A 25292-nucleotide genomic window follows, 5' to 3' on the forward strand; every position below is an offset into this window, starting at 1 on the left:
CGATCGCGGTGTATCAGTCGACATTGATATCAACTGACAGTCCGCAATCGCGAGCAGGCTCGCTCCCACAATAAATCGGTGCCATGCGCAGGTTTTGCGTTGTGTATGGCTTATTCGGCGCGCAGGGTTTTCACGCCTTCGCTGGTGCCCAGCAACAGCAAATCCGCCGGACGTGCTGCAAACAGCCCGTTGGTGACCACGCCAACAATCGCGTTGATCTGGCTTTCCAGTTCAACCGGGTTGGTGATCTGCATGTTGAATACGTCGAGGATGATGTTGCCGTTGTCGGTCAGCACGCCTTCACGGTAAACCGGGTCGCCGCCCAGTTTCACCAGCTCGCGGGCCACGTGGCTGCGGGCCATCGGGATCACTTCGACCGGCAGCGGGAACGCACCGAGCACCGGCACCAGTTTGCTGGCATCGGCGATGCAGATGAAGGTCTTGGCCACGGCGGCAACAATCTTCTCGCGGGTCAGGGCTGCGCCGCCGCCCTTGATCAGGTTCAGGTGCTCGTCGCTTTCATCGGCGCCGTCGACGTAGAACTCCAGGTCGCTGACGGTGTTCAGCTCATACACCGGAATGCCATGGCCCTTGAGACGGGCGGCAGTGGCTTCGGAGCTGGCGACCGCGCCGTCGAATGCGCCTTTGTGCTTGGCCAGGGCGTCGATGAAGCAGTTGGCGGTGGAGCCGGTGCCGACCCCGACAATGCTCTTGTCGTCGAGTTTCGGGAGGATGAAGTCGACGGCGGCCTGAGCCACTGCCTGTTTGAGTTGATCCTGGGTCATGCGGGCTCCGAGGTGCCGAAGAGGGACGAGAGGCCGGCATTATAAGCCCCGGGGCTGGGAAGGTCATTGCCCGATTGGCCGGTGCGACGGTATGTCAGTGGGAGCAGGGTTTTGTGGTGAGGGAGCTTGCCACAATGGATCTCTATCGCCTGCGAGGGTTAAAACCTCTTGATTCGTGTGGTCGCCTGCCCAAAAGCCGGGTTAGACTCCTTGGCCCTGCCCAACCCGCTCAGTGATGCTTTCCGATGCTCGAACAGTACGTCAAAAAGATCCTCACCTCGCGCGTTTATGACGTTGCCATAGAAACCCCATTGCAGACTGCCCGCCAGCTCTCCGAGCGTTTGGGCAACAGTATTTGGCTCAAGCGCGAAGACTTGCAGCCCGTGTTCTCGTTCAAGATTCGCGGCGCTTACAACAAGCTGACCCAGTTGAGCGATGAAGAACGTGCTCGCGGCGTGGTGACGGCTTCGGCAGGCAACCACGCGCAGGGCCTGGCCCTGGCAGCGAAAGTGTTGGGTGTCAAAGCCACCATCGTCATGCCCAAGACCACCCCGGAAATCAAAGTCGAAGGCGTGCGTTCGCGCGGCGGCAAAGTGGTGCTGCACGGGGATTCGTTCCCGGAGGCCCTGGCCTACTCGCTGAAACTGGTCGACGAAAAAGGTTACGTCTACATCCACCCTTACGACGATCCTCACACCATTGCCGGGCAGGGCACGGTGGCCATGGAGATTCTGCGTCAGCACCCCGGGCGCCTGGATGCGATCTTCGTTCCGGTGGGCGGCGGTGGGCTGATCGCCGGCATCGCGGCCTATGTGAAATACCTGCGCCCGGAAATCAAGATCATCGGCGTCGAACCGGACGACTCCAACTGCCTGCAAGCCGCCATGGCGGCCGGCGAGCGCGTGGTGTTGCCGACCGTGGGCCTCTTCGCCGACGGCGTCGCGGTGGCGCAGATCGGTCAGCACACCTTCGATATCTGCAAAGACTATGTCGATGAAGTGATCACCGTCAGCACCGACGAGATCTGTGCGGCAATCAAGGATATTTACGACGATACCCGCTCGATCACTGAACCGGCGGGTGCACTGGGCGTGGCCGGGATCAAGAAATATGTCGAGCAGAACGGCGTCACCGGCCATACCTTTGTGGCTATCGACTCCGGCGCCAACGTCAACTTCGACCGTTTGCGCCACGTCGCCGAACGCGCCGAACTGGGTGAGGGGCGCGAAGCAATCATCGCCGTGACCATCCCCGAGAAACCGGGCAGCTTCAAGGCGTTCTGCGAAGCCATCGGCAAACGCCAGATCACCGAATTCAACTACCGCTACAACACCGGCAGCGAAGCGCACATCTTCGTGGGCGTGCAGACGCACCCGGAAACCGATCCGCGCAGTGCGCTCCTGGCGAGCCTCACCGAGCAGGGCTTCCCGGTGCTGGACCTGACCGACAACGAACTGGCCAAGTTGCACATCCGCCACATGGTCGGTGGTCGTGCGGCCCATGTCGTCGATGAAGTGGTGTTGCGCTTTGAATTCCCGGAGCGTCCGGGGGCGTTGTTCAACTTCCTCAACAAGCTCGGCGGGCGCTGGAATATCTCGATGTTCCACTACCGCAACCACGGCGCGGCGGATGGCCGGGTGGTGGCGGGCCTGCAAGTGCCGCATGAAGAGCGTCATCTGGTGCCGGCGGCCCTTGAAGACATCGGCTACCCGTACTGGGACGAAAGCGACAACCCGGCCTATCAGTTGTTTCTCGGCTGAGTGGCTACTCTGAAGGGCAGGCCATAAGGAAACCGAACAATGGAAACGTTAACTGCCCTGAAAGCGGCGCACATGGTTGCAACCGTGGTGTTGCTGATCGGCGCGTTGGGTCTTGGGATCTGGGTCTGGCGCACGCGGCGCAATGGCGACGCGACGGCGGCAAGTCGCACCTTGCAGCGACCGCGCGTGTTTATCTGGATGTTGATGGGCCTGGCGCTGCTGAGCATGCCGGTGACTGGCTGGTGGATGGTGCATCTGGTGGGCTGGTCGTTGGGGCAGACGTGGTTGTTGGCGTCGAGCGTGCTTTACACCGTGGCGGCGCTGGCGTGGTTCTGGTTGCTGGTGCGGCTTAACAAACTGCGTAAGGCGCCGGGTAGCGTCGGTAAATTTACCTTTGCGTTGGCGTTGTTCAGTTTTGTCTGTTTTGTGGCCATTGCGGGTTTGATGGGTGCCAAGCCTGTGTAGGGCTTGAAACCGAGTTGACCCATTCGCTGGCAAGCCAGCTCCTACAAAGGCAATACATACCCTGTAGGAGCTGGCTTGCCCGCGATGGCGTATTCAGTCGCGCAGGCTCATCACCGGCCAACCACGCTTCTCGGCTTCAGCGCGCAGATTCGGATCAGGATCAACCGCCACCGGATTCGTCACCTGCTCCAGCAGCGCCAAATCATTCATCGAGTCGCTATAAAAATAGCTGTCCTCCAGCGAATAGCCGGTCTCTTCCAGCCAGCGATTCAAGCGCGTCACCTTGCCTTCGCGAAAGCACGGTACGTCGGTGCTGCGGCCCGTGTAACGGCCATCAACCATCTCGCATTCAGTGGCGATCAAGGTCTCAACCCCCAAACGCTGGGCAATAGGCCCGGTCACGAAGCGGTTGGTCGCGGTGATGATCACCAGCTTGTCGCCTGCCTCGCGGTGTTTGGCCAACAGCGCCATGGCCTTGGGCAGCACGATCGGCTCGATGCAATCGCGCATGTAATCCAGGTGCCATTGATCCAGCGTGGCCATTTCGGTGCGGCCGAGGACTTCCAGGCAGAAGTTCAGGTAAGCGGCGTTATCCAGCTTGCCGGCCAGGTAATCCTGATAGAACTCGTCGTTGCGTGCCTTGTAGGCGACGGCGTCGAGAAAGCCGCGCTCACACAAGTAATCGCCCCAGGCGTGGTCACTGTCACCCCCGAGAAGGGTGTTGTCCAAGTCGAATAAAGCCAGCCGCATTGCAGTTACTCGCTGAAAAGTCTGTAGAAAGGCGCCCAGAATACGGACTTTTCACAAGAGTGCACATAAGGTCGGTCGGCGCGTTGCTGCTTTCACAACCTTTGTGGAACAATGCGGCGACATGCGTTTGCGAGGTTGTTGCCGTGATCGACCCCGATGGTTTCCGCCCCAATGTCGGGATCATTCTCACGAATGATGCCGGACAGGTGCTATGGGCTCGCCGTATCAATCAAGATGCGTGGCAGTTTCCACAGGGTGGGATCAACCCCCAGGAGACGCCGGAAGACGCCTTGTACCGCGAGTTGAACGAAGAAGTGGGTCTTGAGCGCGAAGATGTTGAAATTCTCGCCTGCACCCGGGGCTGGTTGCGCTATCGTTTGCCGCAACGTCTGGTCCGTACCCACAGCCAACCGCTGTGCATCGGCCAGAAACAGAAATGGTTTCTCCTGCGCCTGGTCTCCAACGAGCAGCGGGTGCGGATGGATTTGACCGGTAAACCGGAGTTCGATGGCTGGCGCTGGGTCAGTTATTGGTATCCGTTGGGCCAGGTGGTGACATTCAAGCGCGAGGTGTATCGACGCGCTCTCAAAGAGCTTGCCCCGCGCCTTTTAACGCGCGACTGACGACGGAGTTCGACCCCGAGCCATGCTCAATACGCTGCGCAAGATCGTCCAGGAAGTTAACTCCGCCAAGGATCTCAAGGCGGCGTTGGGGATTATTGTGTTGCGCGTCAAAGAGGCCATGGGCAGCCAGGTCTGCTCGGTCTACCTGCTGGACCCTGAGACCAACCGCTTCGTGCTGATGGCCACCGAGGGCTTGAACAAGCGCTCGATCGGCAAGGTCAGCATGGCACCCAACGAAGGTCTGGTCGGCCTGGTCGGTACGCGCGAAGAACCCCTGAACCTCGAAAACGCTGCGGACCACCCGCGCTATCGCTACTTCGCCGAGACCGGTGAAGAACGCTTCGCCTCCTTCCTCGGGGCGCCGATCATTCACCACCGCCGCGTTGTCGGCGTGTTGGTCATTCAGCAAAAAGAACGCCGCCAGTTCGATGAAGGTGAAGAAGCCTTCCTCGTGACCATGAGCGCGCAGCTAGCCGGCGTTATCGCCCACGCCGAAGCCACGGGTTCGATCCGGGGCCTGGGCCGTCAGGGCAAGGGTATTCAGGAAGCCAAGTTTGTCGGCGTGCCAGGTTCGCCGGGTGCGGCGGTCGGTACGGCGGTGGTCATGCTGCCCCCCGCCGATCTGGACGTGGTGCCGGACAAGACTATCGTCGACATCGAAGCCGAACTCGGGCTGTTCAAGACCGCCATCGAAGGTGTGCGCGCCGATATGCGCGCATTGTCGACCAAGCTCGCTACACAGTTGCGCCCGGAAGAGCGCGCCTTGTTCGACGTCTACCTGATGATGCTTGACGATGCCGCGCTGGGCAACGAAGTCACTACCGTCATCAAGACCGGTCAGTGGGCCCAGGGCGCGTTGCGCCAAGTGGTCACCGATCACGTCAACCGTTTCGAATTGATGGACGACGCCTACCTGCGTGAGCGCGCCTCAGACGTGAAAGACCTCGGTCGCCGCTTGCTCGCCTATTTGCAGGAGGAGCGTCAGCAAACCCTGGTTTACCCCGACAACACCATTCTGGTCAGCGAAGAACTGACGCCGGCGATGCTCGGCGAGGTGCCGGAAGGCAAGCTGGTGGGTCTGGTGTCGGTCCTCGGTTCCGGCAACTCCCACGTGGCAATCCTGGCGCGTGCCATGGGCATCCCGACGGTGATGGGCCTGGTCGACTTGCCGTATTCGAAAGTCGACGGCATCCAGATGATCGTCGACGGTTACCACGGCGAGGTTTACACCAACCCGAGTGAAGTGCTGCGCAAGCAGTTCGCCGAAGTGGTCGAGGAAGAAAAACAACTGGCCCTCGGGCTGGATGCACTGCGCGACTTGCCGTGCGTGACCCTCGATGGCCACCGCATGCCGCTGTGGGTCAACACCGGCCTGCTGGCAGACGTGGCGCGGGCGCAGAAGCGCGGCGCTGAAGGCGTGGGTCTGTACCGCACCGAAGTGCCGTTCATGATCAACCAGCGCTTCCCGAGTGAAAAAGAACAGCTGGCAATCTACCGCGAGCAGCTTGCCGCGTTCCACCCGCAACCGGTCACCATGCGCAGCCTGGACATCGGTGGTGACAAGGCGTTGTCGTACTTCCCGATCAAGGAAGACAACCCGTTCCTCGGCTGGCGCGGGATTCGCGTCACGCTTGATCACCCGGAAATTTTCCTGGTCCAGACCCGCGCCATGCTCAAGGCCAGCGAAGGCTTGAACAACCTGCGGATTCTGCTGCCGATGATCTCCGGCACCCACGAACTCGAAGAAGCCCTGCACCTGATTCACCGGGCCTGGGGCGAAGTCCGCGACGAAGGCTGCGACGTGCCTATGCCGCCGATCGGGGTGATGATCGAGATTCCGGCGGCGGTTTATCAGACCAAGGAACTGGCGCGGCAAGTGGACTTCCTGTCGGTCGGCTCCAACGACCTGACCCAGTACCTGCTGGCTGTAGACCGAAACAACCCGCGAGTAGCCGACCTCTACGACTACCTGCATCCAGCGGTGCTGCAAGCCCTTCAGAGCGTGGTGCGTGACGCTCATGCCGAAGGCAAGCCAGTGAGTATCTGCGGTGAGATGGCCGGCGATCCGGCGGCGGCGGTGCTGTTGATGGCGATGGGCTTCGACAGCCTGTCGATGAACGCCACCAACTTGCCGAAAGTGAAGTGGATGCTGCGTCAGATCAACCTGAGCAAGGCCAAGGATTTGCTCGCGGAGCTGATGACCATCGACAACCCGCAAGTTATCCACAGCTCGCTGCAATTGGCGCTGAAGAACCTTGGGTTGGCGCGGATGATCAATCCGGCGGCGATCAAGCCCCTCTAATTTTGCGGCGGCCCCATCGCGGGCAAGCCATGTTCCTACGGATTTGTGTCGTTCGCGCTACTGCGTGCAGCCACAACCCTGTAGGAGCTAGGCTTGCCTGCGATGGGGCCAGTCCCGACAACACAAAACTAAACCCTGATCTCCACTTCCCCAAGATGCCCGCCATACGGCCCGAAACTCCTTTCGACCATATGCCGCGTCCCATCCGCCTGAACAATCAACGCCGTACTCGCCCGCGTCCCATAACTCTGGCTGGCAATAAACACACTCGACAACAATGTCTCTGTCGCCAACCCCACCCCGGTGTCTGGCAGGTCGGCAAACGGCGCGGTCTGCGGATCGCTTAGCAAGGCCAGCAACGCCTGGGGCTGTGGATCGTTTAATACCTCGCTCAACGCGGCCTTGGCCTTGAGCAATTTCGGCCACGGCGTATCCAGCCCGGCGTTGGATAACCCGTAAACCCCCGGGGCTAGCATCACTGCTTTCGATTCCCGGGCATTGAAGTGCCAAAGCTCATTGCCATTGCCGACCAACAGATTAAATCCACCATATTCCGGCGAGCGGGCGACAACGTCGGCTAAATAGTCGTCAATCGGCAGCTCCCCAGTGAGAAACCGCGCCACCAGTTCACCGCGAGACTTGCGTCCGGGTGGTCGATGCGGGTCACGAATATTGGTCAGTGCCGCAAAGCGTCCATTGGCGCCGACACCGAGCCAGGTGCCGCCGGCTTCCTGGTCGCGGCCGGCATAAACGTGTGGCGCTTCGGGCCATTGCGCCAGGGGCAGGCTCGGGCGGGCATAGAATTCGTCGCGGTTGGCCGCCACGATCAGCGGCTGGGCGTGGCCGGGCCGCCAAGCGAAGACAATCAGGCACATAAGGTGGTCCTTGTGTGTTTTTTGCTCACTCTACGCAGACATCGCGCGGGTATCCATCGCCATCCAGTGGAGCCCAAGGCCATGCATCCGTTACCATGCCGCTCCGGTTTTGGGTGAAGAGTGGGATGCAGGCATGGATTTTCTGCTCTATCTGGCGCTGGGCGCCTGCGCAGGCGTGCTGGCCGGGCTGTTCGGGGTGGGTGGCGGGATCATCATCGTCCCCGTGTTGGTATTCAGTTTCACCTTGCAGGGCTTTGACACGTCGATCCTGACCCACTTGGCGGTAGGCACGTCCCTGGCGACGATTATCTTTACGTCGATCAACGCTGTGCGCGAACACCAGCGTCGTGGCGCGGTGCGTTGGCCGATTTTTGTCTGGATGACCGCCGGCATTCTGATCGGCGCCGGTTTCGGCGCGCTGACCGCCGAAGCGATCTCCGGCCCGAATTTGCAGAAGATCATTGGCGTATTCGCCTTGGTCATCGCCGCGCAACTGGCGCTGGACGTCAAACCCAAGGCCAGTCGCACGGTGCCGGGCAAACTCGGTCTGACCATGGCCGGCAGCGTGATTGGCTGGGCTTCGGCGATTTTCGGGATTGGCGGCGGCTCATTGACAGTGCCGTTTTTGACCTGGCGCAGTGTGCCGATGCAACAAGCTGTGGCCACATCATCGGCCTGCGGTCTGCCCATCGCGTTGGCCAGTGCACTAAGTTTCATGATTCTGGGCTGGCACGATCCGTTGTTGCCGGCTCATAGTCTCGGTTTTATTTATTTGCCGGCGCTGCTGGGGATCGCTCTGACCAGCATGTTTTTCGCCCGTATCGGCGCGCGATTGGCCCACAGGCTGTCGCCGAAGTTGCTGAAAAGACTGTTTGCCGCTTTGCTGTTCTGCGTTGGCCTGAGTTTCTTACTCTGACGCACGGCGCAATCCTGGCTTAATCCTGAGGTGGCAGCGTCGCCCGGGAATTTTGGTTTCAACTCTAACGAGGAGTCGCAATGCTGCCTTACCCGCAGATCGACCCGGTGGCCCTGGCCATCGGTCCGCTGAAAATCCACTGGTACGGTTTGATGTACCTGGTCGGCATTGGCGGCGCTTGGCTGCTGGCGTCTCGCCGGTTGAACCGGTTCGACCCGACCTGGACCAAGGAGAAACTCTCCGACATGGTCTTCTGGATGTCGATGGGCGTCATTGTCGGTGGCCGTTTGGGTTATGTGCTGTTCTACGATCTGCACGCCTACCTGGCCAACCCGGCGCTGATTTTCGAAGTGTGGAAGGGCGGCATGTCGTTCCACGGCGGGTTCATCGGTGTGATGCTGGCGGCGCTTTGGTTTGGGAAAAAGAACAACAAGTCGTTCTTCCAGCTGATGGACTTCGTCGCGCCGATGGTGCCGATTGGCTTGGGTGCCGGGCGTATCGGTAACTTCATCAACGCCGAGTTGTGGGGCAAGGCGACTGACGTGCCGTGGGCGATGGTCTTCCCGACCGATCCGGCGCAACTGGCGCGCCATCCGTCGCAGCTGTATCAGTTCGCGCTGGAAGGCGTCGCGCTGTTTCTGATCTTGTGGTTGTTCTCGCGCAAGCCGCGGCCGACCATGGCGGTGTCCGGGATGTTTGCGCTGTTCTACGGCATCTTCCGTTTCATCGTCGAATTCGTCCGCGTACCGGACGCGCAACTGGGCTATCTGGCCTGGAACTGGCTGACCATGGGCCAAGTGCTTTGCGTACCGATGATCGTCGGCGGTCTGTTCCTGATCTGGCTGGCATATCACCGCGCTCCGGCGACCCCAGCGGCGGCCGTATAAATTCGAATCCCGGGGGCGACGGCCTCCGGGTTCAAGGACACAGGTAACTCATGAAGCAATATCTCGAACTGGTCTCCCACGTCATCAAGAATGGCACCAAGCAAGCCAACCGCACCGGCGTGAACACCATCAGCTTTCCAGGCGCGATGCTGCGTTATGACCTGAAAGAAGGGTTCCCGGCGATCACCACGCGCAAGATGGCCTTCAAATCGGCCGTCGGCGAGATGTGTGGTTTTCTGCGTGGCGTGAACAACGCCGCGGAATTCCGGGCGCTGGGCTGCAAGGTCTGGGACCAGAACGCCAATGAAAACGCGCAGTGGCTGGCCAACCCGTTCCGTCAGGGCGAAGACGACCTCGGTGAAATCTACGGCGTGCAATGGCGCAAGTGGCCGGCGTACAAGCAGATCCCGGTCAGCAACCAAGCCGCGATCGAGCAGACCTTGAGCCAGGGCTATCGCCAGATCGCTGAGGGCGAAGAAGACGGTCAGGCCTACGTGGTGCTGTACAAGGCGATCGACCAGATCCGTCAGTGCGTCGACACCATCATCAAGGATCCGGGCAGCCGCCGCATCCTGTTCCACGGCTGGAACGTCGCCCAACTCGATGAAATGGCCCTGCCGCCGTGCCATCTGCTGTACCAATTCCACCCGAATGTCGAGACCAAGGAAATTTCCCTGACTCTCTACATCCGCTCCAACGATCTGGGTCTGGGCACGCCGTTCAACCTCACTGAAGGCGCCGCGCTGCTGAGCCTGATCGGTCGCCTGACCGGCTACACGCCGCGCTGGTTCACCTATTTCATCGGTGACGCCCATGTCTACGAAAACCATTTGGACATGCTGAACGAACAGCTCAAGCGCGAGCCGTTCCCGATGCCGAAACTGGTGATCAGTGATCGAGTGCCGGAGTTTGCCAAGACGGGTGAGTATCAGCCGGAATGGCTGGAGTTGATCGAGCCGGGCGATTTCTCGCTTGAGGGCTATCAGCACCACGCGCCGATGACGGCGCCGATGGCAGTCTAAAGAACGACCGCAAATCCTGTAGGAGCCGAGCTTGCTCGCGATGGCGGTTTGTCAGACACATCAATGTTGAATGTGCTGCCTCCATCGCGAGCAAGCTCGGCTCCTACAGGGTTATGTGGTGGTTTTAGTGGCCGTGACTACGGCCAACATGCGAATGCTCAACCTCCGTCGCCACAACCCACGCCGCGCTGGTTCACCTATTTCATTGGTGACGCGCACGTCTACGAAAACCATTTGGACATGCTCAACGAACAGCTCAAGCGCGAGCCGTTCCCGATGCCGAAACTGGTGATCAGTGATCGTGTGCCGGAATTCGCCAAGACCGGTGAGTATCAGCCGGAATGGCTGGAGTTGATCGAACCGGGCGATTTCTCGCTTGAGGGTTATCAGCACCATGCGCCGATGACCGCGCCAATGGCGGTCTAAAGAACGACCGCAAATTCTGTAGGAGCCGAGCTTGCTCGCGATGGCGGTTTGTCAGACACATCAATGTTGAATGTGCTGCCTCCATCGCGAGCAAGCTTGGCTCCTACAGGGTTATGTGGTGGTTTTAGTGGCCATGACTACGGCCAACATGCGAATGCTCAACCTCCGTCGCTACAACCCACGCCGCTGGTTCACCTATTTCATTGGTGATGCCCACGTCTACGAAAACCATTTGGACATGCTCAACGAACAGCTCAAGCGCGAGCCGTTCCCGATGCCGAAACTGGTGATCAGTGATCGAGTGCCGGAATTTGCCAAGACGGGTGAGTATCAGCCGGAATGGCTGGAGTTGATCGAGCCGGGCGATTTCTCGCTGGAAGGTTATGAGCACCATGCGCCAATGACGGCGCCGATGGCGGTCTGAAGGTCTCTCATGGGGGGCGAGCAAGCCCCCGCATTGGGCCGGTAGAGCTCAACAGATTGGTGCGAGGCGCTTGCCTTCATTTCGAATTGATCTAGTTGAACTGTCATTGTTGACAGTTTTCGATCCTGGCACTGCATGTTCCACTGAGGCCTCGTTTACCAGCCAGTAATGGAGGATTTATGGAAAACACGCGTGCTTCCTCGACTGATGGTTTTGTTTTTTTGGCGCCCGAGCCGTTCAACCCTGAACTGACTCGGACGTCTGTCGATAATCAAAACCCAGCCGCGCTTCAACCCCCTCTGATCATGTATTACCGTAAAAGCGAGGATAAATATTTCGGGTTTGGCGCCTCGCCTGATGCCGTGATTATCCCCCGGGAAATGATCGGGGAGGTCACGTACCGCGATTCGATAACGACTTGGATCAGCCTGTCGCCATCAGAAGTGCAGATCGGTGATGAAATTCGGGTGGACTGGACACCGATGGACGGCTCTCCGGTATTTCGGTCGGAGCCAAGGAAGGTTGATAGCAATGAAGGCTTTATGCGCGTTGCTATACCAGACGACGTGCTCATCGGGTTTGAAGGTAAAAGAGTCGAGGTCATCTACGTCCATCTTCCGCAAGCGGGCGGTGCGTTACCCTCGCCCTCGCGGTACGTCTATGTCGCGCCCGAGCTGGGCGACAAGCCGTATGTGCAGGTGGAGGGTGTGGTTGATGGTGTTCTGGATACGTCCGCTCACCCTAACGGAGTTGAGGTGAGCATTGGTCCGATTGAAAACATGCGTGATTACAATGCAATAGAGGTCTTGTGGGATGTGGACGGTTATTACAGGCAGCGTCTGCGTGGTATGACGGTCAATCCGCAGGAGGTCATGAGCTTTCATATTGCCCCGGCCGTCTATAAGCCCTTTGTTGGCAAGCGCGTAACCGTGGTTTACCAGATTTACCTAGGTGCAGAACTGGCTTCCCACTTTATCTGGACCGTGAATTCGCGCCGCGTGAGCTTCGTCTTAAGCTAAACCAACAGCCAGGTTTTCCATCAATGTCCATGACTGCGGCCGACATGGGAGTGCTCCACCTCGGTCGCAGCAACCCCGCCACTCACCTCCAACCGCTGCAAAATCCCGCACTGATCGATCTCCGGCCCTTCGCCACAGCGTTGGCGCAGGTCGAGCAGTTGCGTCTGCAAGGCCAATAACCCATCGATCCGCGCTTTGACGTGATGAATATGCTCGTCGATCAACGCATTCACGCTTTCACATTGATCCTGCGGACTTTCGCGCAAGGCCAGCAGGCTGCGGATTTCTTCCAAGGTCATGTCGAGGGTGCGGCAGTTGCGGATGAAGGTCAGGCGTTCGGCGTGGGCCTGGGTGTAGACGCGGTAGTTGCCGTCGCTGCGAGCCGGTTCTGGCAGCAGGTTTTCGCGCTCGTAGTAGCGAATGGTTTCCACGGCGCAGTCGGTCAGTTTGGCCAGTTCTCCGATCTTCATAACGACAGTCTCCAAATGGGTGCTTGACCCTATAGTGGCTACAGGGTCTTTACTTGGCAACAGGCACCTTCATGGACGCGACCCGATGAGCGATTCCCAACACACCCACATCCCCAAGGCTGAGCACGATCACAGCCACAAGCTGCAGCCTGTGCCCCCGCATAATCGTGACAGCCATGAGCATGGCGGCCACGGTGATTCTTGCTGTTCCGCCAAAGTGGCGGCACCGTCGTTGATCAAGTTGAGCGAAACGCCAACCGCCGGTGCGCGGCTGAGCAGTTTCCGCATCGACGCGATGGACTGTCCAACCGAGCAGACGCTGATCCAGAACAAACTCGGCAAGCTCGCGGGTGTGCAGCAGCTGGAATTCAACCTGATCAACCGGGTGTTGGGCGTGACCCACGATCTGCCGAGTATCGCGCCGATAATTGATGCGATCAAGTCGTTGGGCATGGTTGCCGAGCCGATGGAGCAAGGCGTCGAAGCGTCCGCACCAGCGCCGGAGAAAAAACCGTGGTGGCCATTGGCGCTGTCCGGTGTGGGAGCGCTGGCCGCCGAAGTGATCCACTTCACCAATGCCGCGCCCAATTGGGTGGTGGCGGTCATCGCGCTGGTCTCGATCCTCAGTGGCGGACTAACCACGTACAAAAAGGGCTGGATCGCCCTGAAAAACCTCAACCTGAACATCAATGCGCTGATGAGCATCGCCGTGACCGGCGCAATCCTGATCGGGCAATGGCCGGAAGCGGCGATGGTGATGTTCCTGTTCACCGTGGCCGAGCTGATCGAAGCCAAATCCCTGGACCGTGCGCGTAACGCCATCAGTGGCTTGATGCAAATGACCCCGGAACAGGCCACGGTGCAGTTGGCCGACGGCAGCTGGGTAGAACAGGACGTCAAAACCATCGAGCTCGGCGCGCGAGTGCGGGTACGGCCCGGTGAGCGGATTGGTCTGGACGGTGAAGTGGTCTCGGGCAGTTCGACCATCGATCAGGCGCCGATCACTGGCGAAAGCCTGCCGGTGGAGAAAACCGTCGGCGACAAGGTGTTCGCCGGCACCATCAATCAGGCTGGGTCTTTGGAATACAGCGTGACCGCAGCGGCCAACAATTCGACGCTGGCGCGGATCATCCATGCCGTGGAACAAGCTCAAGGAGCGCGAGCGCCCACTCAGCGTTTCGTTGACCAGTTTTCGAAAATCTATACACCTGTGGTGTTCGTACTGGCCTTGGCCGTCGCGGTGATCCCGCCGTTGTTCATGGGCGCAGTCTGGTTTGACTGGATCTACCGCGCGCTGGTGTTGCTGGTGGTCGCTTGCCCGTGCGCTCTGGTTATATCCACCCCGGTCACCATCGTCAGCGGCCTCGCGGCAGCGGCGCGCAAAGGGATTTTGGTGAAGGGCGGCGTCTATCTGGAGGGCGGTTACAAGCTCGATTACCTGGCCCTGGACAAGACCGGCACGATCACCCACGGCAAACCGGTGCAGACCGATTTTTTATCGCTCGATCCAACGGCTGACGAATCCGCCCCGGCGATTGCCGCAGCACTGGCCGGCCGCTCGGACCACCCGGTGTCGCTGGCCATCGCCAACGCGGCTGTGGATAAACAATTCGCGCCGCTGATTGTGGATAACTTCGAAGCGCTGGCCGGTCGTGGGGTGCGCGGCGAGATCAACGGTCAGACCTACCACTTGGGCAACCATCGTCTGGTGGAAGAGCTGAAACTCTGCTCGCCAGCACTGGAGGAGAAGCTGTTTGCGCTGGAAAAACAGGGTAAGTCTGTGGTGTTGCTGCTCGATAATTCCGGCCCATTGGCGCTGTTCGCCGTGGCGGACACAGTGAAAGAATCCAGCCGCGAAGCGATCCGGCAATTGCACGACCTGGGCATCAAAACCCTGATGCTCACCGGCGACAACGTCCACACCGCTCAAGCAATTGCCGCGCAAGTCGGCATCGACGAGGCCAAGGGTGACCTGCTGCCGACCGACAAACTGCAAGCCATCGAAGCCCTTTATGCACAGGGTCATCACGTCGGCATGGTCGGCGATGGCATCAACGACGCACCGGCACTGGCGCGGGCCGAAATCGGTTTCGCCATGGCCGCGGCCGGCACTGACACCGCCATCGAAACCGCCGATGTGGCCCTGATGGACGACGACCTGCGCAAGATTCCGGCGTTCATCCGGTTGTCGCGGCAGACCTCCAGCATCCTGAAACAGAACATCGCCCTCGCTTTGGTCATCAAGGCGATCTTTCTTGGGGTAACCTTCGCCGGGATCGCCACCATGTGGATGGCGGTGTTCGCCGACATGGGCGTGAGCCTGTTGGTGGTGTTCAACGGTTTGCGCCTGCTGCGTAAATAGATGAAGAGGGAAGGGTGTGCTGAGTGCCGAGCTGAAGGCGTTTTATATGGTGGCCCGCCTGGGCAGCATTACCCTGGCGGCGAAGAAGCTCGGCCTGAGCCAACCGACGGTGACAACGCAGATCCGCAACCTGGAAAGTCAGTACTCAGTTGAGCTGTTCTACCGTGGCGGTCGTCGACTCAGCGTCAGCGATGAAGGCGCGCGGCTGCTGCCGATGGTCAAGGCGTTGTTGCAGCAGGAATCCGACATCGAGTTTTTTCTGCGCAACAGCGGTCAGGTGCAGGGCACGCTGCGTATCGCGGCCACGGCGCCGTATTACATCCTTGATTTGGTGAAGACCTTCCGCGAGCGTTTGCCGCAGGTGGAAGTGTCGGTAGAAATCGGCAACTCCCAGCAAGTGCTCGAAGCGCTGGAGGATTACCGGGTGGATGTCGCGGCGTCGTCGCAATTGCTCGACGATGCGCGACTGATTCGTCGAGTACTCGGCAGCGATCCGCTGGTGCTGGCGGTGCATCGTAATCATCCGCTGGCGGTGCACGATCATGTGCCGCTCAGTGCGCTGGCCGGGCATACGTTGTTGATGCGGGAGTCGGGATCGACCACTCGGCGATTGACCGAAGAGTTGTTGGCCTGCGCCGGGGTGAGTTTCGGGCCGTTGCTGGAGATTGGCAGCCGTGAATCGATCCGGGAGGCGGTGCTGCGCAACATCGGCATCAGCATCATTGCCCGGCAGGAAGTGCCGCATGATCCGCAATTGCGGGTGCTGACCATCGAAAATGCGCCGCAGATTCCGGAGTATCTGTACTGCCTCAAGGAACGCAAAGGTGCGCGGCTGCCGGCGGCGTTTCTGGGGTTGGCGCAGGAAATGGCTCCGGCCTGAGATCTGCGGTGACGGTGCTGGCCTCTTCGCTGGCAAGCCAGCTCCTACAGGGGAACGCGATACCTGTAGGAGCTGGCTTGCCAGCGAAGAGGCCAGGCCAGACGACACATCACTCAACCAAAATCCCTGAATACCACTATCAGCCATTTTTGCCTCACTGCCACATGACGGACGCATTACATCCCTAGGATGGCCTTCATCTGCTAGATGAGGCCTGTCCATGAACCACTCGAACGCAACTGCCCTGACCAACCCCGGCGCCCCGATGAAGGTGCGCGGCGTGCAGAAACGCTTTGGCGCCTTTACCGCGCTGGATAACGTTTCCCTCGACGTGGCGGCCGGGGAGCTGGTGTGTCTGCTGGGCCCATCGGGTTGTGGCAAAACCACCTTGCTGCGCTGCATCGCCGGTCTGGAAAAGCAGGACAGTGGCGAGTTGTACCTGGGTGATCGCGACGTTTCCCACCTGGCTCCTCAGGCGCGGGACTATGGCATTCTCTTCCAGTCCTACGCGCTGTTCCCCAATCTCACCGTCGAAGCGAACATTGCCTACGGCCTCGCCGGCAGCGGCCGCGATGAAGTGCGCAAGCGTGTCGGTCAGATGCTGGAACTGGTCGGCCTGATCGGCAGTGAGAAAAAGTACCCCGGCCAATTGTCTGGCGGCCAACAGCAGCGTGTTGCACTGGCTCGGGCCTTGGCGCCAGCACCGTCGTTACTGCTGCTGGACGAACCTATGTCGGCACTCGACGCCCGGGTTCGCGAGCATCTGTGTACCGAGTTGCGCCAACTGCAACGCAACCTCGGCATCACCACCCTGATGGTCACGCACAATCAGGACGAAGCCATGCTGATGGCCGACCGCATCGCGGTGATGAACAACGGCAAGGTCGAGCAGTACGCCACACCGCAGGAAATCTATGACCGCCCGGCGACACCGTTTGTGGCGGAGTTCGTCGGTCAGGGCAACTGGCTGCCATTCCAGCGCAGCAGCGACAGCCACGCCCAAGTCGGCGGGTTGAACATGCGCCTGGCGAATGGCAGCGCGAAAACCGCGTCGGGCCGGTTGTTCTGCCGCCCGGAGGCAATCAACGTCAACCCGCTGGTGCATGAAGAAAACCTGTTCCCGGCCAGGGTTCGCGAAATCACCTTCCTCGGCAATCGCTGCCGCATGAGCTTCGAACTCGACCAATTGCCGGGTCACCCGTTGTTGGCGGAACTGGCGCCGGAAGCCATGCCGCGCCTTGGCGCCCAGCAGATCATGGTCGCCTTGCCGCCTCGCAGCTTGCAGGTGTTTGCCTGATGAGCGCGAACATCGCGCTGCCGATACCGCACAAGCAGGTTCGGCAGACCTCCCGCGTTGAAATCGGCGACCGGGTGTTCGTGGTGGGCGGCAAAGTGCTGCTGCTGGTATTGCTCGGCGTCGCTGTGTTGATGCCTTTGCTGGCGATCTTCTGGCGCGGGTTCAGTTCAGAAGCCGGGCAGGGCGGTGGTCTGGTGGCCGCACGGGAGTTGGTGACCAGCGAGAATTTCCACTGGCTGTTGGGTAATAGCCTCAAGGTTTCCCTCAGCGTCGCGTCGATTGTCGTACCGCTGGCTTATCTATTTGCCTACGCCTTGCAACGCACATTGATTCCCGGTAAAGGCATCTGGCGCGGAATTTCGCTGCTGCCATTGATGGCGCCGTCGATGCTGCCGGGTATTGCGCTGGTTTACCTGTTCGGCAATCAGGGCCTGTTGCGCGGTCTGCTCTCGGACAATATCTACGGCTTCTGGGGCATAGTGCTGGGCGAGGTGATCTACACCTTCCCACACGCCTTGATGATTCTTCTGTCGGCGCTGTCCTTGGCGGATGCGCGACTGTTCGATGCAGCGTCCAGCATGGGTGCGAGTCCGGCGAAAGCCTTCCGCAGCATCACCTGGCCGGCGACGCGTCAGGCCGTGTTCGCCGCGTTTTGCCTGGTGTTCACGTTGACCATCACCGACTTCGGTGTGCCCGTGGTAGTCGGTGGCGATTATCAAGTGCTGGCGTTGGAAGCCTACAAAGCGGTGGTCGGTCAGCAGCAGTTCGGTCGCGGCGCGTTGATCGGTATGGTCCTGCTGCTGCCGGCGTTGTTCAGCTTCGGCGTCGATGCGTGGTTGCGCCGACGTCACGGCGATTCCATGAGCGGTCGTGCCCAAGTCTTCAAACCCGGGCCATCGAAACTGCGCGACGGTTGCTACCTGGCCATCGTGTTGCTGATCTGCGCGGCGTTGCTGCTGGTGTTCGGCATGGCGGTGTTCTCATCCTTGGTCAAGTTCTGGCCGTACAACCTGTCGCTGTCGCTCAACCATTACCAGTTCAACGACACGGCGGGTGGCGGCTGGCTGGCCTACGGCAACAGCGTGAAGATGGCCCTGTGCACGGCGCTGATCGGCAGCGTGCTGATCTTCACCGGCGCTTACCTGATGGAAAAAACCAAAGGTCAGCGCAGACTCAATCTAACCCTGCGCATGCTCAGTTTCGTACCGATGGCGGTGCCGGGGCTGGTGTTGGGCCTGGGTTATGTCTTCTTCTTCAACCTCAACGGCAACCCGTTGCATGTGCTCTACGGGACCATGACCCTGCTGGTGGTCTGCACCATTGCTCACTATTTGACCACCGCGCAGATGACCGCGACCACCGCGCTGCGTCAGCTCGACGCCGAGTTCGAAGCCGCCGCGCTGTCGCTCAAGGCGCCGCTGTATCGGCATTACCTGCGGGTCACTGTGCCGATCTGCCTGCCGGCGCTGCTGGACATCGTGCGCTACCTGTTCGTCTCGGCCATGACCACCGTCTCGGCGGCGATCTTCCTTTACAGCCCCGACACCATCCTCGCGGCGGTGGCGGTGCTGAACATGGACGACGCCGGCAACGTCGGCGGCGCGGCAGCGATGTCGACCCTGATTCTGATCACCTCGGCGTGCGTGTCCCTGCTGCTGGCCTGGGCCTCGCGCGGTTTGTTGCGTCGCTCCCAGGCCTGGCGGCAAACGGCGCCCGGCAATTGATTCGCTGCTCCTAAAACCGAAAGCCCTTCAACTCAAAAACAGGAAAAGATCATGTTCAAGCCCCTGGCCCTGGCCGCTGCTGTCCTCACTGCTTTCAGCCTGAACGCCTTCGCGGCGCAAACCGAGTTGACGGTGTACACCGCCCTCGAAGCCGAACAACTGAAGACCTACAAAGAAGCTTTCGAAAAGGCCAACCCGGACGTCGAGATCAAGTGGGTGCGTGATTCCACCGGCATCATCACCGCCAAGTTGCTGGCCGAAAAAGCCCACCCACAAGCCGACGCAGTCTGGGGGCTGGCCGCTTCGAGCCTGGCGATCCTCGATCAACAAGGCATGCTGCAAAGCTACGCGCCGAAGGACCTGGGCAAGATCGGCGGCAACTATCGCGACGCCGCCAACCCGCCAGCCTGGGTCGGCATGGACGTCTGGGCCGCAACCATTTGCTTCAACACCGTCGAAGCCGAGAAGCAGGGCCTGACCAAACCGGTGAGCTGGCAGGACCTGACCAAGCCTGAGTACAAAGGAAAGATTGTCATGCCCAACCCGGCCTCGTCCGGCACCGGTTTCCTCGACGTCAGCGCCTGGCTGCAAACCTTCGGCGAGAAGCAGGGCTGGGCGTACATGGACGGTCTGCACCAGAACATCGGCCAGTACGTTCACTCCGGTTCCAAGCCTTGCAAACTGGCGGCCGCTGGCGAATTCCCGATCGGTATTTCGTTTGAATACCCGGCTGTTCAGTTGAAGCGTCAAGGCGCGCCACTGGACATCATCCTGCCGAAAGAAGGCCTGGGCTGGGAGATCGAAGCGACCGCCGTGATCAAGGGCACACCGCATGAAGAGGCGGCGAAGAAGCTGGCTGACTTCTCTGCAAGCCCGGAGGCCATGGAGCTCTACAAAGAGAACTTCGCTGTTCTCGCCCAACCCGGGATTGCCAAGCCGCAAACCGAATTGCCGGCCGATTATGAGCAGCGTTTGATCAAGAACGACTTTGCCTGGGCCTCGAAAAACCGCGACGAGATCCTGACCGAATGGCGCAAGCGCTATGACGGCAAGTCCGAGAAAGTGGCGGCCAAGTAAGATCTCCATTGGCTGGCAGGGCCCCTTCGCCGGCAAGCCTCGCTCCTACAGGGATACGCGTTCCCCTGTAGGAGCGAGGCTTGCCCGCGAAGGCGGCTTCGAATTCAGGACAATTCTCCATGACAAAACACAACGACATGCTGATCGTCGGCGCCGGCATCCTCGGCCTGTCCCACGCCTACGCCGCCGCCAGACGCGGTCTCAAAGTCACGGTTTTCGAACGCAGCGAAACGCCATTGGGCGCCTCGGTGCGCAATTTCGGCCAGGCCCTCGTCACCGGCCAGCCACCGGGCCCGATGCTCGAACTGGCCAAGGCCAGCCGTGAGATCTGGGGCCAGTGGGCGCAACTTGCCGGCCTGCAACTCAAACGCAATGGCTCGTACCTGTTCGCCCGCACCGAAGCGGAAGAACACCTGCTGGAAGCCTTTTGCGCCGGTCGCGCCGTGGAGCACGGTTACCGTGTCGAGCTACTGCGCGGCGCTGCACTGCGTGATCTGTACGGCGGCCAGTTCAGCCATCACCGCGCTGCATTGCACGGGATGGACGATCAGCAACTGTATTCCCGCGAGGCGATTCCGGCGCTGATTGATTACCTGCGCCACGAACTCGGCGTCACCTTTCACTTTTCGACCCTGGTCCGCGACATCGAGCCGGGCCGCTTGCACAGCACTGCCGGCACCTTCAGCGCCGAGCAGATCATCCTGTGCTCCGGCCACGATTATCAGACGTTGCTGGCCGAGCCGATTGCCGCACTCAACCCGCAAATCTGCCGTCTGCAAATGCTCCGCGCCCGCCCGCAAATCAACCTCAACCTGCAACATGCGTTGCTCACCGGTTTGAGTTGCGTGCACTACGGCGCTTTCGCCGATCTGCCGGAAGCGGCGGCGGTGCAGGCGCAGATTCTGCGAGACGAGCCACATCTGCATGACAACGGCATTCACTTGCTGATCAGTCCCACGCCCTATGGCGAATTGATCATCGGCGACTCTCACCACTACGGCAGCGATCCCTCGCCGTTCAACGCTGAGCAAGTCGACAACTGGATGATCGAACTGGCCGAGCAGACGCTGGGTTGCAAGTTACAAGTGGTCGAGCGCTGGCAGGGTGTTTATGGATCACGCGGGCCGGGGCCGTTTTCGTTCCTGCGACCGACACCGGGATTGAGCGTGGCGCTGATGCACACCGGAGTCGGCATGAGCGTCGGGCCAGCGATGGCTGAACGTAATGTGGCGACTTTGTTGGGAGAGCAATGATGGGCAACCACGAACAGGTGATTGCCGAAGTATTCGGTCTGTACGAACGCTTTGGGGCCAGCGACTACATTGGCGAACCGGTGTCACAGATCGAACACATGTCCCAGTCCGCGCAACGGGCGATGGCCGAAGGCTTCGATGATGAAGTGGTGCTGGCCGCGTTTTTTCACGACATCGGGCACATCTGCTCAGAAAGCGCCGAGAACATGGACGGCTTCGGTGTGGTCAGCCACGAGCGGCTGGGCGCCGACTACTTGCGCCGAGCCGGTTTCAGCGAACGCATGGCGCGACTGGTGGAATACCACGTGCAGGCCAAGCGTTACCTGACGTTGAAGGAACCTGGGTACTACCAGCGCTTGAGTGAAGCCAGCCGTCGCACGCTGGAGTATCAGGGCGGGGTGATGATGCCTGCCGAGGCTGAAGCCTTCGAGCAAGATCCGTTGTGCGAGGTCAGTTTGCGCATGCGCCAGTGGGATGAGTTGGCCAAAGAGATGCACGTGCCGCTGATTGATCTCGACATTTTGAAGCGCAAGGCTGCCGGTCTGTTGTCCCTCAAGGTGAGTTGACTTGTCCCACGTGCGATAGAGAACGGGCGCATGGACCGTAGTGCCGATCGGGTCCAGGCTGATCTTTTCGACAGGAGCGCATGGATGCGTTATCTAAAAGTCATCGCACAGGATCAAAGCGCTAACGGCCAGCCCGATACGCTGCATGTTCACTTTTATGAAGATGAACAGCTGCAGCGCGAAGCAACACAGGCGGACCTGCTGGTGCTCAAGCGCTTGGGCACGACCTATTTGAAATGTGCCTGGTACAACGCAGGCAAAGGTGAGGCGCGGCATCTACGAATTTTTGCTGAAAACACGACTGGCGACAGTACGCCGGAAACGGTGCGTCTGCATTTTCATGAAGGGACGGTCATTGCGTATAAAGCAGCTGTCCGTGATCTTGATAACGATGGGGATTTCGAAGTGATATTGAGTTCGGATGTGGATAACGATGGCCGGGCGGATCGCACGGATCGAAGGCGAGTCAGTTCGTTGGTGCGCGAGTTTTTGAAGAGTGGTTGGTGGTGATCTGAAACCGAGTCACGGCCATCGCGAGCAGGCTCGCTCCCACAGGGGGTGTGCGTCGTTGCACAGATCCAATGTAGGAGCGAGCCTGCTCGCGATGGGGCCAGCCCAAACACCACAAGCATCAAGGCTCACAACTGCTGCGCCAACACCTCAATCTGCTCCTGCCGCTCCGCCTGATTCAATTTCGCCTGCGGATTCAGCGACGACCACTGCGGATGCGCCCGAGCCTTGTTCAGGGCCTCGGGCAATTTGCCTTCGCGCCAGGTCTTGTCCTGCGGCGTGGCGACCTGAATGCTGTCCATTGCCGCGTGCCCACGCGCATTCAGGGCCTGTAGCAGTTGGCGCTGACGCAATGCCAACAATCGCAGCACGCTGTCATCGATGGTCAGTTCTCGTTGGCCTTTGATCTTGCCCATTAACCGGCTGCCATAGCTGCGCGCGGTTTGCAGTGCGCCACCGGCGATCGCGCCGGCCAGTGCTGCTGCGCCAAGTGTCAGGCCGCCCACCAGCAAGTCGACTCCGGCCCCGGCTGCCGCGCCAGCCGCGATCCCGCTGCCGACCCGCACACCGAGCTGTTTCAGGGTTTCCGGGTTGAACAGATCATTGCCCCAACGGCCATCGAGCAGTGGCAGATCACTGGCCGCTGCATCCTGTGGGCGAAATGCGTAAAGCTTGAGCAGCGCTTCAACGCAACGTTGTTCGCGCTGGCGTACGGCTTTGTGCAGTTCGCTGATGGCGTGCTGTTCCTGCTCCGCATCGCTGGCCACGCTGCGCCGGCAGGCGGCGCAATCAATCAGCAACTCGGCAATCAGCCGCACCGCGCTTTGCTGACGGGCCAGGCGCTGGGCCTGTTGATCTGCGATCAATCGCTCAAGCTGTTCACGGGAATTTTCCAGCAGTAGCGCGAGGCTTTCATAGAGGCGACGTTCGCCATCTTCCGGCGGTGCGACGCTGTCGAAACGCACCAGGGCATGCAAGCCCAGACGCGCCAATGCTTCACGCCAATCTGGCTCACGGTGGTGAGCGCTGCTGACGAAATTCAGCACCGGCAGCAGTGGTTTGCCGCAACTGGCCAGCACTTCCAGTTCATCGCGGTACTTGGCCAGCACCGGTTCGCGGGCATCGATCACGTAGAGGCCGGCATCGCAGGTGAGCAGTTGCCGCAACACTTTGGCTTCCTGCTCAAAGCGCTGCCGCGCTTCACTGCCCTCAAGAAATCGCGCCAGGCGTGCCGGGCCGTCGAGGCGTTCGCCGGGACGCTCCAGGCGCTCGAGGTAGTCGAGCAGGGCGATGGCGTCTTCCAGGCCAGGCGTGTCATAGAGGTCGAGCAACGGCTCGCCATCCACCGACAAGCGTGCGCCTTCGACGTGGCGCGTGGTACTGGGGCGATGGGACACTTCGCCGAATCCGACATCACGGGTCAGCGTGCGCAGCAATGAGGTTTTGCCGACGTTGGTGTGGCCGACCACGGCCAGCTTCAACGGTGCCTTCCAGGCGTTAGTCATGACCGGTCTCCAGCCAGTTCAGCGGTGCGCAATCGGCGAAAGGCAGCTCCAATTGTTGCAACGCCACATGCCAGTCGCCCAGTCGTTCCGCGTCCAGCGCTTCACCGGGTGGCGCTTGGAGCAGCCAGACGCGGGTGGCGCCAGCATTGCGCGCCAGTTCGGCGATCAGCGCGAGGCTGCCACGGTCCGGCGAGCGACGTGGGTCGCAAGCGATGACCAGACGCGCGGGTGGAAAGCGGCTCAATTGTTCGAGGAGTCGGTTGCGTGATTCGCGGCTGTCGAGAACGCCGGCGTTGCCCACGTTTTTCGGCAGGTGCGGCGGCCACTGGCGCAGGTCATCCAGTTCGATGGCGACCAGCAGGGCACCGTCGCTTTGCTGGTCAGTGACACCGCGTTCCACGCGATGAAGTTGCTCTGGCGCAGCATCGCTGATGCCCAGGCGTTCGCTGGTGGGCATCAATCGTTCGCGCAGTTGGGCATAGCCGGGCAGGTTCAGATCCAGATGCAATTTCGCTTGGCCGGTTTTCCAGCGCCACCGGCAAAACAGCATCAGCAGCAAACGCGGCAGCACCCCGTAGATCAGCAGGACACCCACCAGCCATGCAGCCCAGGCCTGTCGAGCGCTTTCGATGTTGAGCGCGGCATCGCCGCTGGCGCGGATCATCTCCACGGTGGGCACGCTGAAGCCGAGCACGGCCGGCAACACGCCGAGGGCCTGAGTCATGGCGACGAAGGTGTCAGCGCTCAAAATGGTGGTTTCCCAGACGAAGCCGTAGCGCCGGGTGGCCATCAACGTCAGCAGAATCGCCAGTGCGCTGAGCATCGCCAACAGCCACAGACCGTTGACCAGCATGCCGATGGCCCAGCGATTGAGTTTCTGTCGTTGCAACAACAGCAATAGGGCCGGGGCCAGTTGCGCGGCTTTGGCATCGCGGGCCAGTTTTTCGCTGAGCCACAACCATAAGCGTCCGAGGGTGGCGCCGTTTTCGCCGGCGAAGATCAGGCTCAGCGCCCAGCTCAGCAATAGAATCAGGTTCAGCCCGAGCAGACTGCCCAAGGCCCAGAACACGTTCACCGGGGGCTGCCCGTCGCCCATCGCGGCAAAGGCCAGACCGGCGCCGCTGACCACGGCCAGCACCGCCATCACGATCAGCGCCAGTCGCGCGCCTTGCAGCCAATGTTGCAGGGCGTTGGCCAAACCATCGCGTTCGGCCAGCCATACGGCGCGACGTTGAATCCGTGTCGGCAGGTCACCGCCGGCACTGCGGGCCAGTCGGTTGGCTTCCAGGTCTTCCAGGGGGCCGGCGTGCTCTTCACGCAGGCGCACGGTTTCGGTCAGCCAGAGATTTTGCAGTCCAGTCAGTTCAGTCACGCGCGATCCCATCGCTCCATAG

Annotated in this window: 22 protein-coding genes and 2 pseudogenes; 18 read left to right on the plus strand and 6 right to left on the minus strand. The window is 60.4% G+C overall.

What is annotated here, in order from left to right; translation table 11 throughout:
• Positions 1-110 precede the first annotated feature (110 nt).
• Positions 111-785 (minus strand): ribose-5-phosphate isomerase RpiA, encoded by a 675-nt coding sequence (gene rpiA / locus KGB06_RS17760; protein ID WP_223517915.1) that lies wholly within the window; start codon positions 783-785, stop codon positions 111-113.
• Between the two features lie 245 nt (positions 786-1030).
• Between rpiA and ilvA the strand changes: the two genes are divergently transcribed.
• Together ilvA and KGB06_RS17770 are read left to right on the plus strand one after the other, a co-directional pair.
• Positions 1031-2545: a threonine ammonia-lyase, biosynthetic gene (ilvA, locus tag KGB06_RS17765; RefSeq protein WP_223517916.1), complete on the plus strand. Its 1515-nt coding sequence runs from the start codon at positions 1031-1033 to the stop codon at positions 2543-2545.
• 39 nt (positions 2546-2584) lie between these two features.
• Positions 2585-3010, plus strand: a complete 426-nt coding sequence (locus tag KGB06_RS17770; protein WP_223517918.1) for a DUF2269 domain-containing protein — start codon at positions 2585-2587, stop codon at positions 3008-3010.
• 93 nt (positions 3011-3103) lie between these two features.
• Here the strand turns inward: KGB06_RS17770 and KGB06_RS17775 are convergent, their stop codons facing one another.
• Positions 3104-3760: an HAD family hydrolase gene (locus KGB06_RS17775; RefSeq protein ID WP_223517920.1), complete on the minus strand. Its 657-nt coding sequence runs from the start codon at positions 3758-3760 to the stop codon at positions 3104-3106.
• 143 nt (positions 3761-3903) lie between these two features.
• On the opposite strand from KGB06_RS17775, the gene KGB06_RS17780 reads away from it, so the two are divergent.
• Both KGB06_RS17780 and ptsP read left to right on the plus strand, forming a co-directional pair.
• On the plus strand, positions 3904-4383 hold the full coding sequence (locus tag KGB06_RS17780; RefSeq protein ID WP_095083604.1) for an RNA pyrophosphohydrolase: 480 nt from the start codon (positions 3904-3906) through the stop codon (positions 4381-4383).
• A gap of 22 nt (positions 4384-4405) precedes the next feature.
• Entirely contained in the window at positions 4406-6685 is a 2280-nt protein-coding gene (ptsP, locus tag KGB06_RS17785; protein WP_223517922.1) for a phosphoenolpyruvate--protein phosphotransferase, read from the plus strand.
• Positions 6686-6813: 128 nt separating this feature from the next.
• On the opposite strand, the gene KGB06_RS17790 is transcribed toward ptsP, so the two are convergent.
• The gene (locus KGB06_RS17790; RefSeq protein ID WP_223517924.1) at positions 6814-7560 is read right to left on the minus strand and encodes an NRDE family protein; all 747 of its coding nucleotides are present in this window, start codon (positions 7558-7560) and stop codon (positions 6814-6816) included.
• 133 nt (positions 7561-7693) lie between these two features.
• Here KGB06_RS17790 and KGB06_RS17795 point away from each other — a divergent pair, with 133 nt between their 5' ends.
• The 6 genes and pseudogenes from KGB06_RS17795 to KGB06_RS17820 all read left to right on the plus strand — a co-directional run bounded on the left by KGB06_RS17795 (position 7694) and on the right by KGB06_RS17820 (position 12254).
• The gene (locus tag KGB06_RS17795) at positions 7694-8476 is read left to right on the plus strand and encodes a sulfite exporter TauE/SafE family protein (protein ID WP_223517927.1); all 783 of its coding nucleotides are present in this window, start codon (positions 7694-7696) and stop codon (positions 8474-8476) included.
• An 80-nt stretch (positions 8477-8556) separates the two neighbouring features.
• Positions 8557-9363, plus strand: a complete 807-nt coding sequence (gene lgt / locus KGB06_RS17800) for a prolipoprotein diacylglyceryl transferase (RefSeq protein ID WP_223517930.1) — start codon at positions 8557-8559, stop codon at positions 9361-9363.
• Between the two features lie 50 nt (positions 9364-9413).
• Positions 9414-10385 carry a thymidylate synthase gene (locus tag KGB06_RS17805; protein WP_223517933.1) on the plus strand — a complete coding sequence of 324 codons (972 nt, stop codon included), beginning with the start codon at positions 9414-9416 and terminating at the stop codon, positions 10383-10385.
• A 180-nt stretch (positions 10386-10565) separates the two neighbouring features.
• Positions 10566-10811: pseudogene (locus tag KGB06_RS17810) on the plus strand (thymidylate synthase); the annotation flags it as partial.
• A 163-nt stretch (positions 10812-10974) separates the two neighbouring features.
• Positions 10975-11235 (plus strand): annotated as a pseudogene (locus KGB06_RS17815) (thymidylate synthase); the annotation flags it as partial.
• A gap of 179 nt (positions 11236-11414) precedes the next feature.
• Complete coding sequence (locus KGB06_RS17820) at positions 11415-12254, plus strand: hypothetical protein (protein WP_223517935.1); 840 nt, start codon at positions 11415-11417, stop codon at positions 12252-12254.
• A gap of 20 nt (positions 12255-12274) precedes the next feature.
• Here KGB06_RS17820 and cadR read toward each other — a convergent pair whose 3' ends face one another.
• Complete coding sequence (cadR, locus tag KGB06_RS17825) at positions 12275-12724, minus strand: Cd(II)/Pb(II)-responsive transcriptional regulator (RefSeq protein WP_223517939.1); 450 nt, start codon at positions 12722-12724, stop codon at positions 12275-12277.
• An 85-nt stretch (positions 12725-12809) separates the two neighbouring features.
• On the opposite strand from cadR, the gene KGB06_RS17830 reads away from it, so the two are divergent.
• From KGB06_RS17830 to KGB06_RS17865, 8 genes are all read left to right on the plus strand, one after another.
• On the plus strand, positions 12810-15086 hold the full coding sequence (locus KGB06_RS17830) for a heavy metal translocating P-type ATPase (protein ID WP_223517941.1): 2277 nt from the start codon (positions 12810-12812) through the stop codon (positions 15084-15086).
• 16 nt (positions 15087-15102) lie between these two features.
• Complete coding sequence (locus KGB06_RS17835; protein WP_223517942.1) at positions 15103-15966, plus strand: LysR family transcriptional regulator; 864 nt, start codon at positions 15103-15105, stop codon at positions 15964-15966.
• A gap of 220 nt (positions 15967-16186) precedes the next feature.
• Entirely contained in the window at positions 16187-17263 is a 1077-nt protein-coding gene (locus tag KGB06_RS17840; protein ID WP_223517943.1) for a putative 2-aminoethylphosphonate ABC transporter ATP-binding protein, read from the plus strand.
• Positions 17263-18987, plus strand: a complete 1725-nt coding sequence (locus tag KGB06_RS17845; protein ID WP_223517945.1) for a putative 2-aminoethylphosphonate ABC transporter permease subunit — start codon at positions 17263-17265, stop codon at positions 18985-18987. The genes KGB06_RS17840 and KGB06_RS17845 overlap by 1 nt, the downstream gene beginning before the upstream one ends.
• A 51-nt stretch (positions 18988-19038) precedes the next feature.
• Complete coding sequence (locus KGB06_RS17850; protein ID WP_223517947.1) at positions 19039-20064, plus strand: putative 2-aminoethylphosphonate ABC transporter substrate-binding protein; 1026 nt, start codon at positions 19039-19041, stop codon at positions 20062-20064.
• A 119-nt stretch (positions 20065-20183) separates the two neighbouring features.
• Positions 20184-21317 (plus strand): TIGR03364 family FAD-dependent oxidoreductase, encoded by a 1134-nt coding sequence (locus tag KGB06_RS17855; RefSeq protein WP_223517950.1) that lies wholly within the window; start codon positions 20184-20186, stop codon positions 21315-21317.
• Positions 21317-21883 (plus strand): phosphonate degradation HD-domain oxygenase, encoded by a 567-nt coding sequence (locus tag KGB06_RS17860; RefSeq protein WP_223518204.1) that lies wholly within the window; start codon positions 21317-21319, stop codon positions 21881-21883. The genes KGB06_RS17855 and KGB06_RS17860 overlap by 1 nt, the downstream gene beginning before the upstream one ends.
• 84 nt (positions 21884-21967) lie before the next feature.
• Positions 21968-22393 carry a hypothetical protein gene (locus tag KGB06_RS17865; protein ID WP_223517952.1) on the plus strand — a complete coding sequence of 142 codons (426 nt, stop codon included), beginning with the start codon at positions 21968-21970 and terminating at the stop codon, positions 22391-22393.
• Between the two features lie 128 nt (positions 22394-22521).
• Here KGB06_RS17865 and KGB06_RS17870 read toward each other — a convergent pair whose 3' ends face one another.
• Together KGB06_RS17870 and KGB06_RS17875 are read right to left on the minus strand one after the other, a co-directional pair.
• The gene (locus KGB06_RS17870) at positions 22522-23898 is read right to left on the minus strand and encodes a GTPase/DUF3482 domain-containing protein (protein ID WP_223517953.1); all 1377 of its coding nucleotides are present in this window, start codon (positions 23896-23898) and stop codon (positions 22522-22524) included.
• Positions 23891-25270, minus strand: coding sequence for a DUF2868 domain-containing protein (locus KGB06_RS17875; protein WP_223517954.1), 1380 nt, complete (start codon positions 25268-25270; stop codon positions 23891-23893). Before KGB06_RS17875 ends, KGB06_RS17870 begins: the two co-directional genes overlap by 8 nt.
• Positions 25271-25292 lie beyond the last annotated feature (22 nt).

Source organism: Pseudomonas sp. GL-B-19 (assembly GCF_019956415.1).
Classification (GTDB): domain Bacteria; phylum Pseudomonadota; class Gammaproteobacteria; order Pseudomonadales; family Pseudomonadaceae; genus Aquipseudomonas.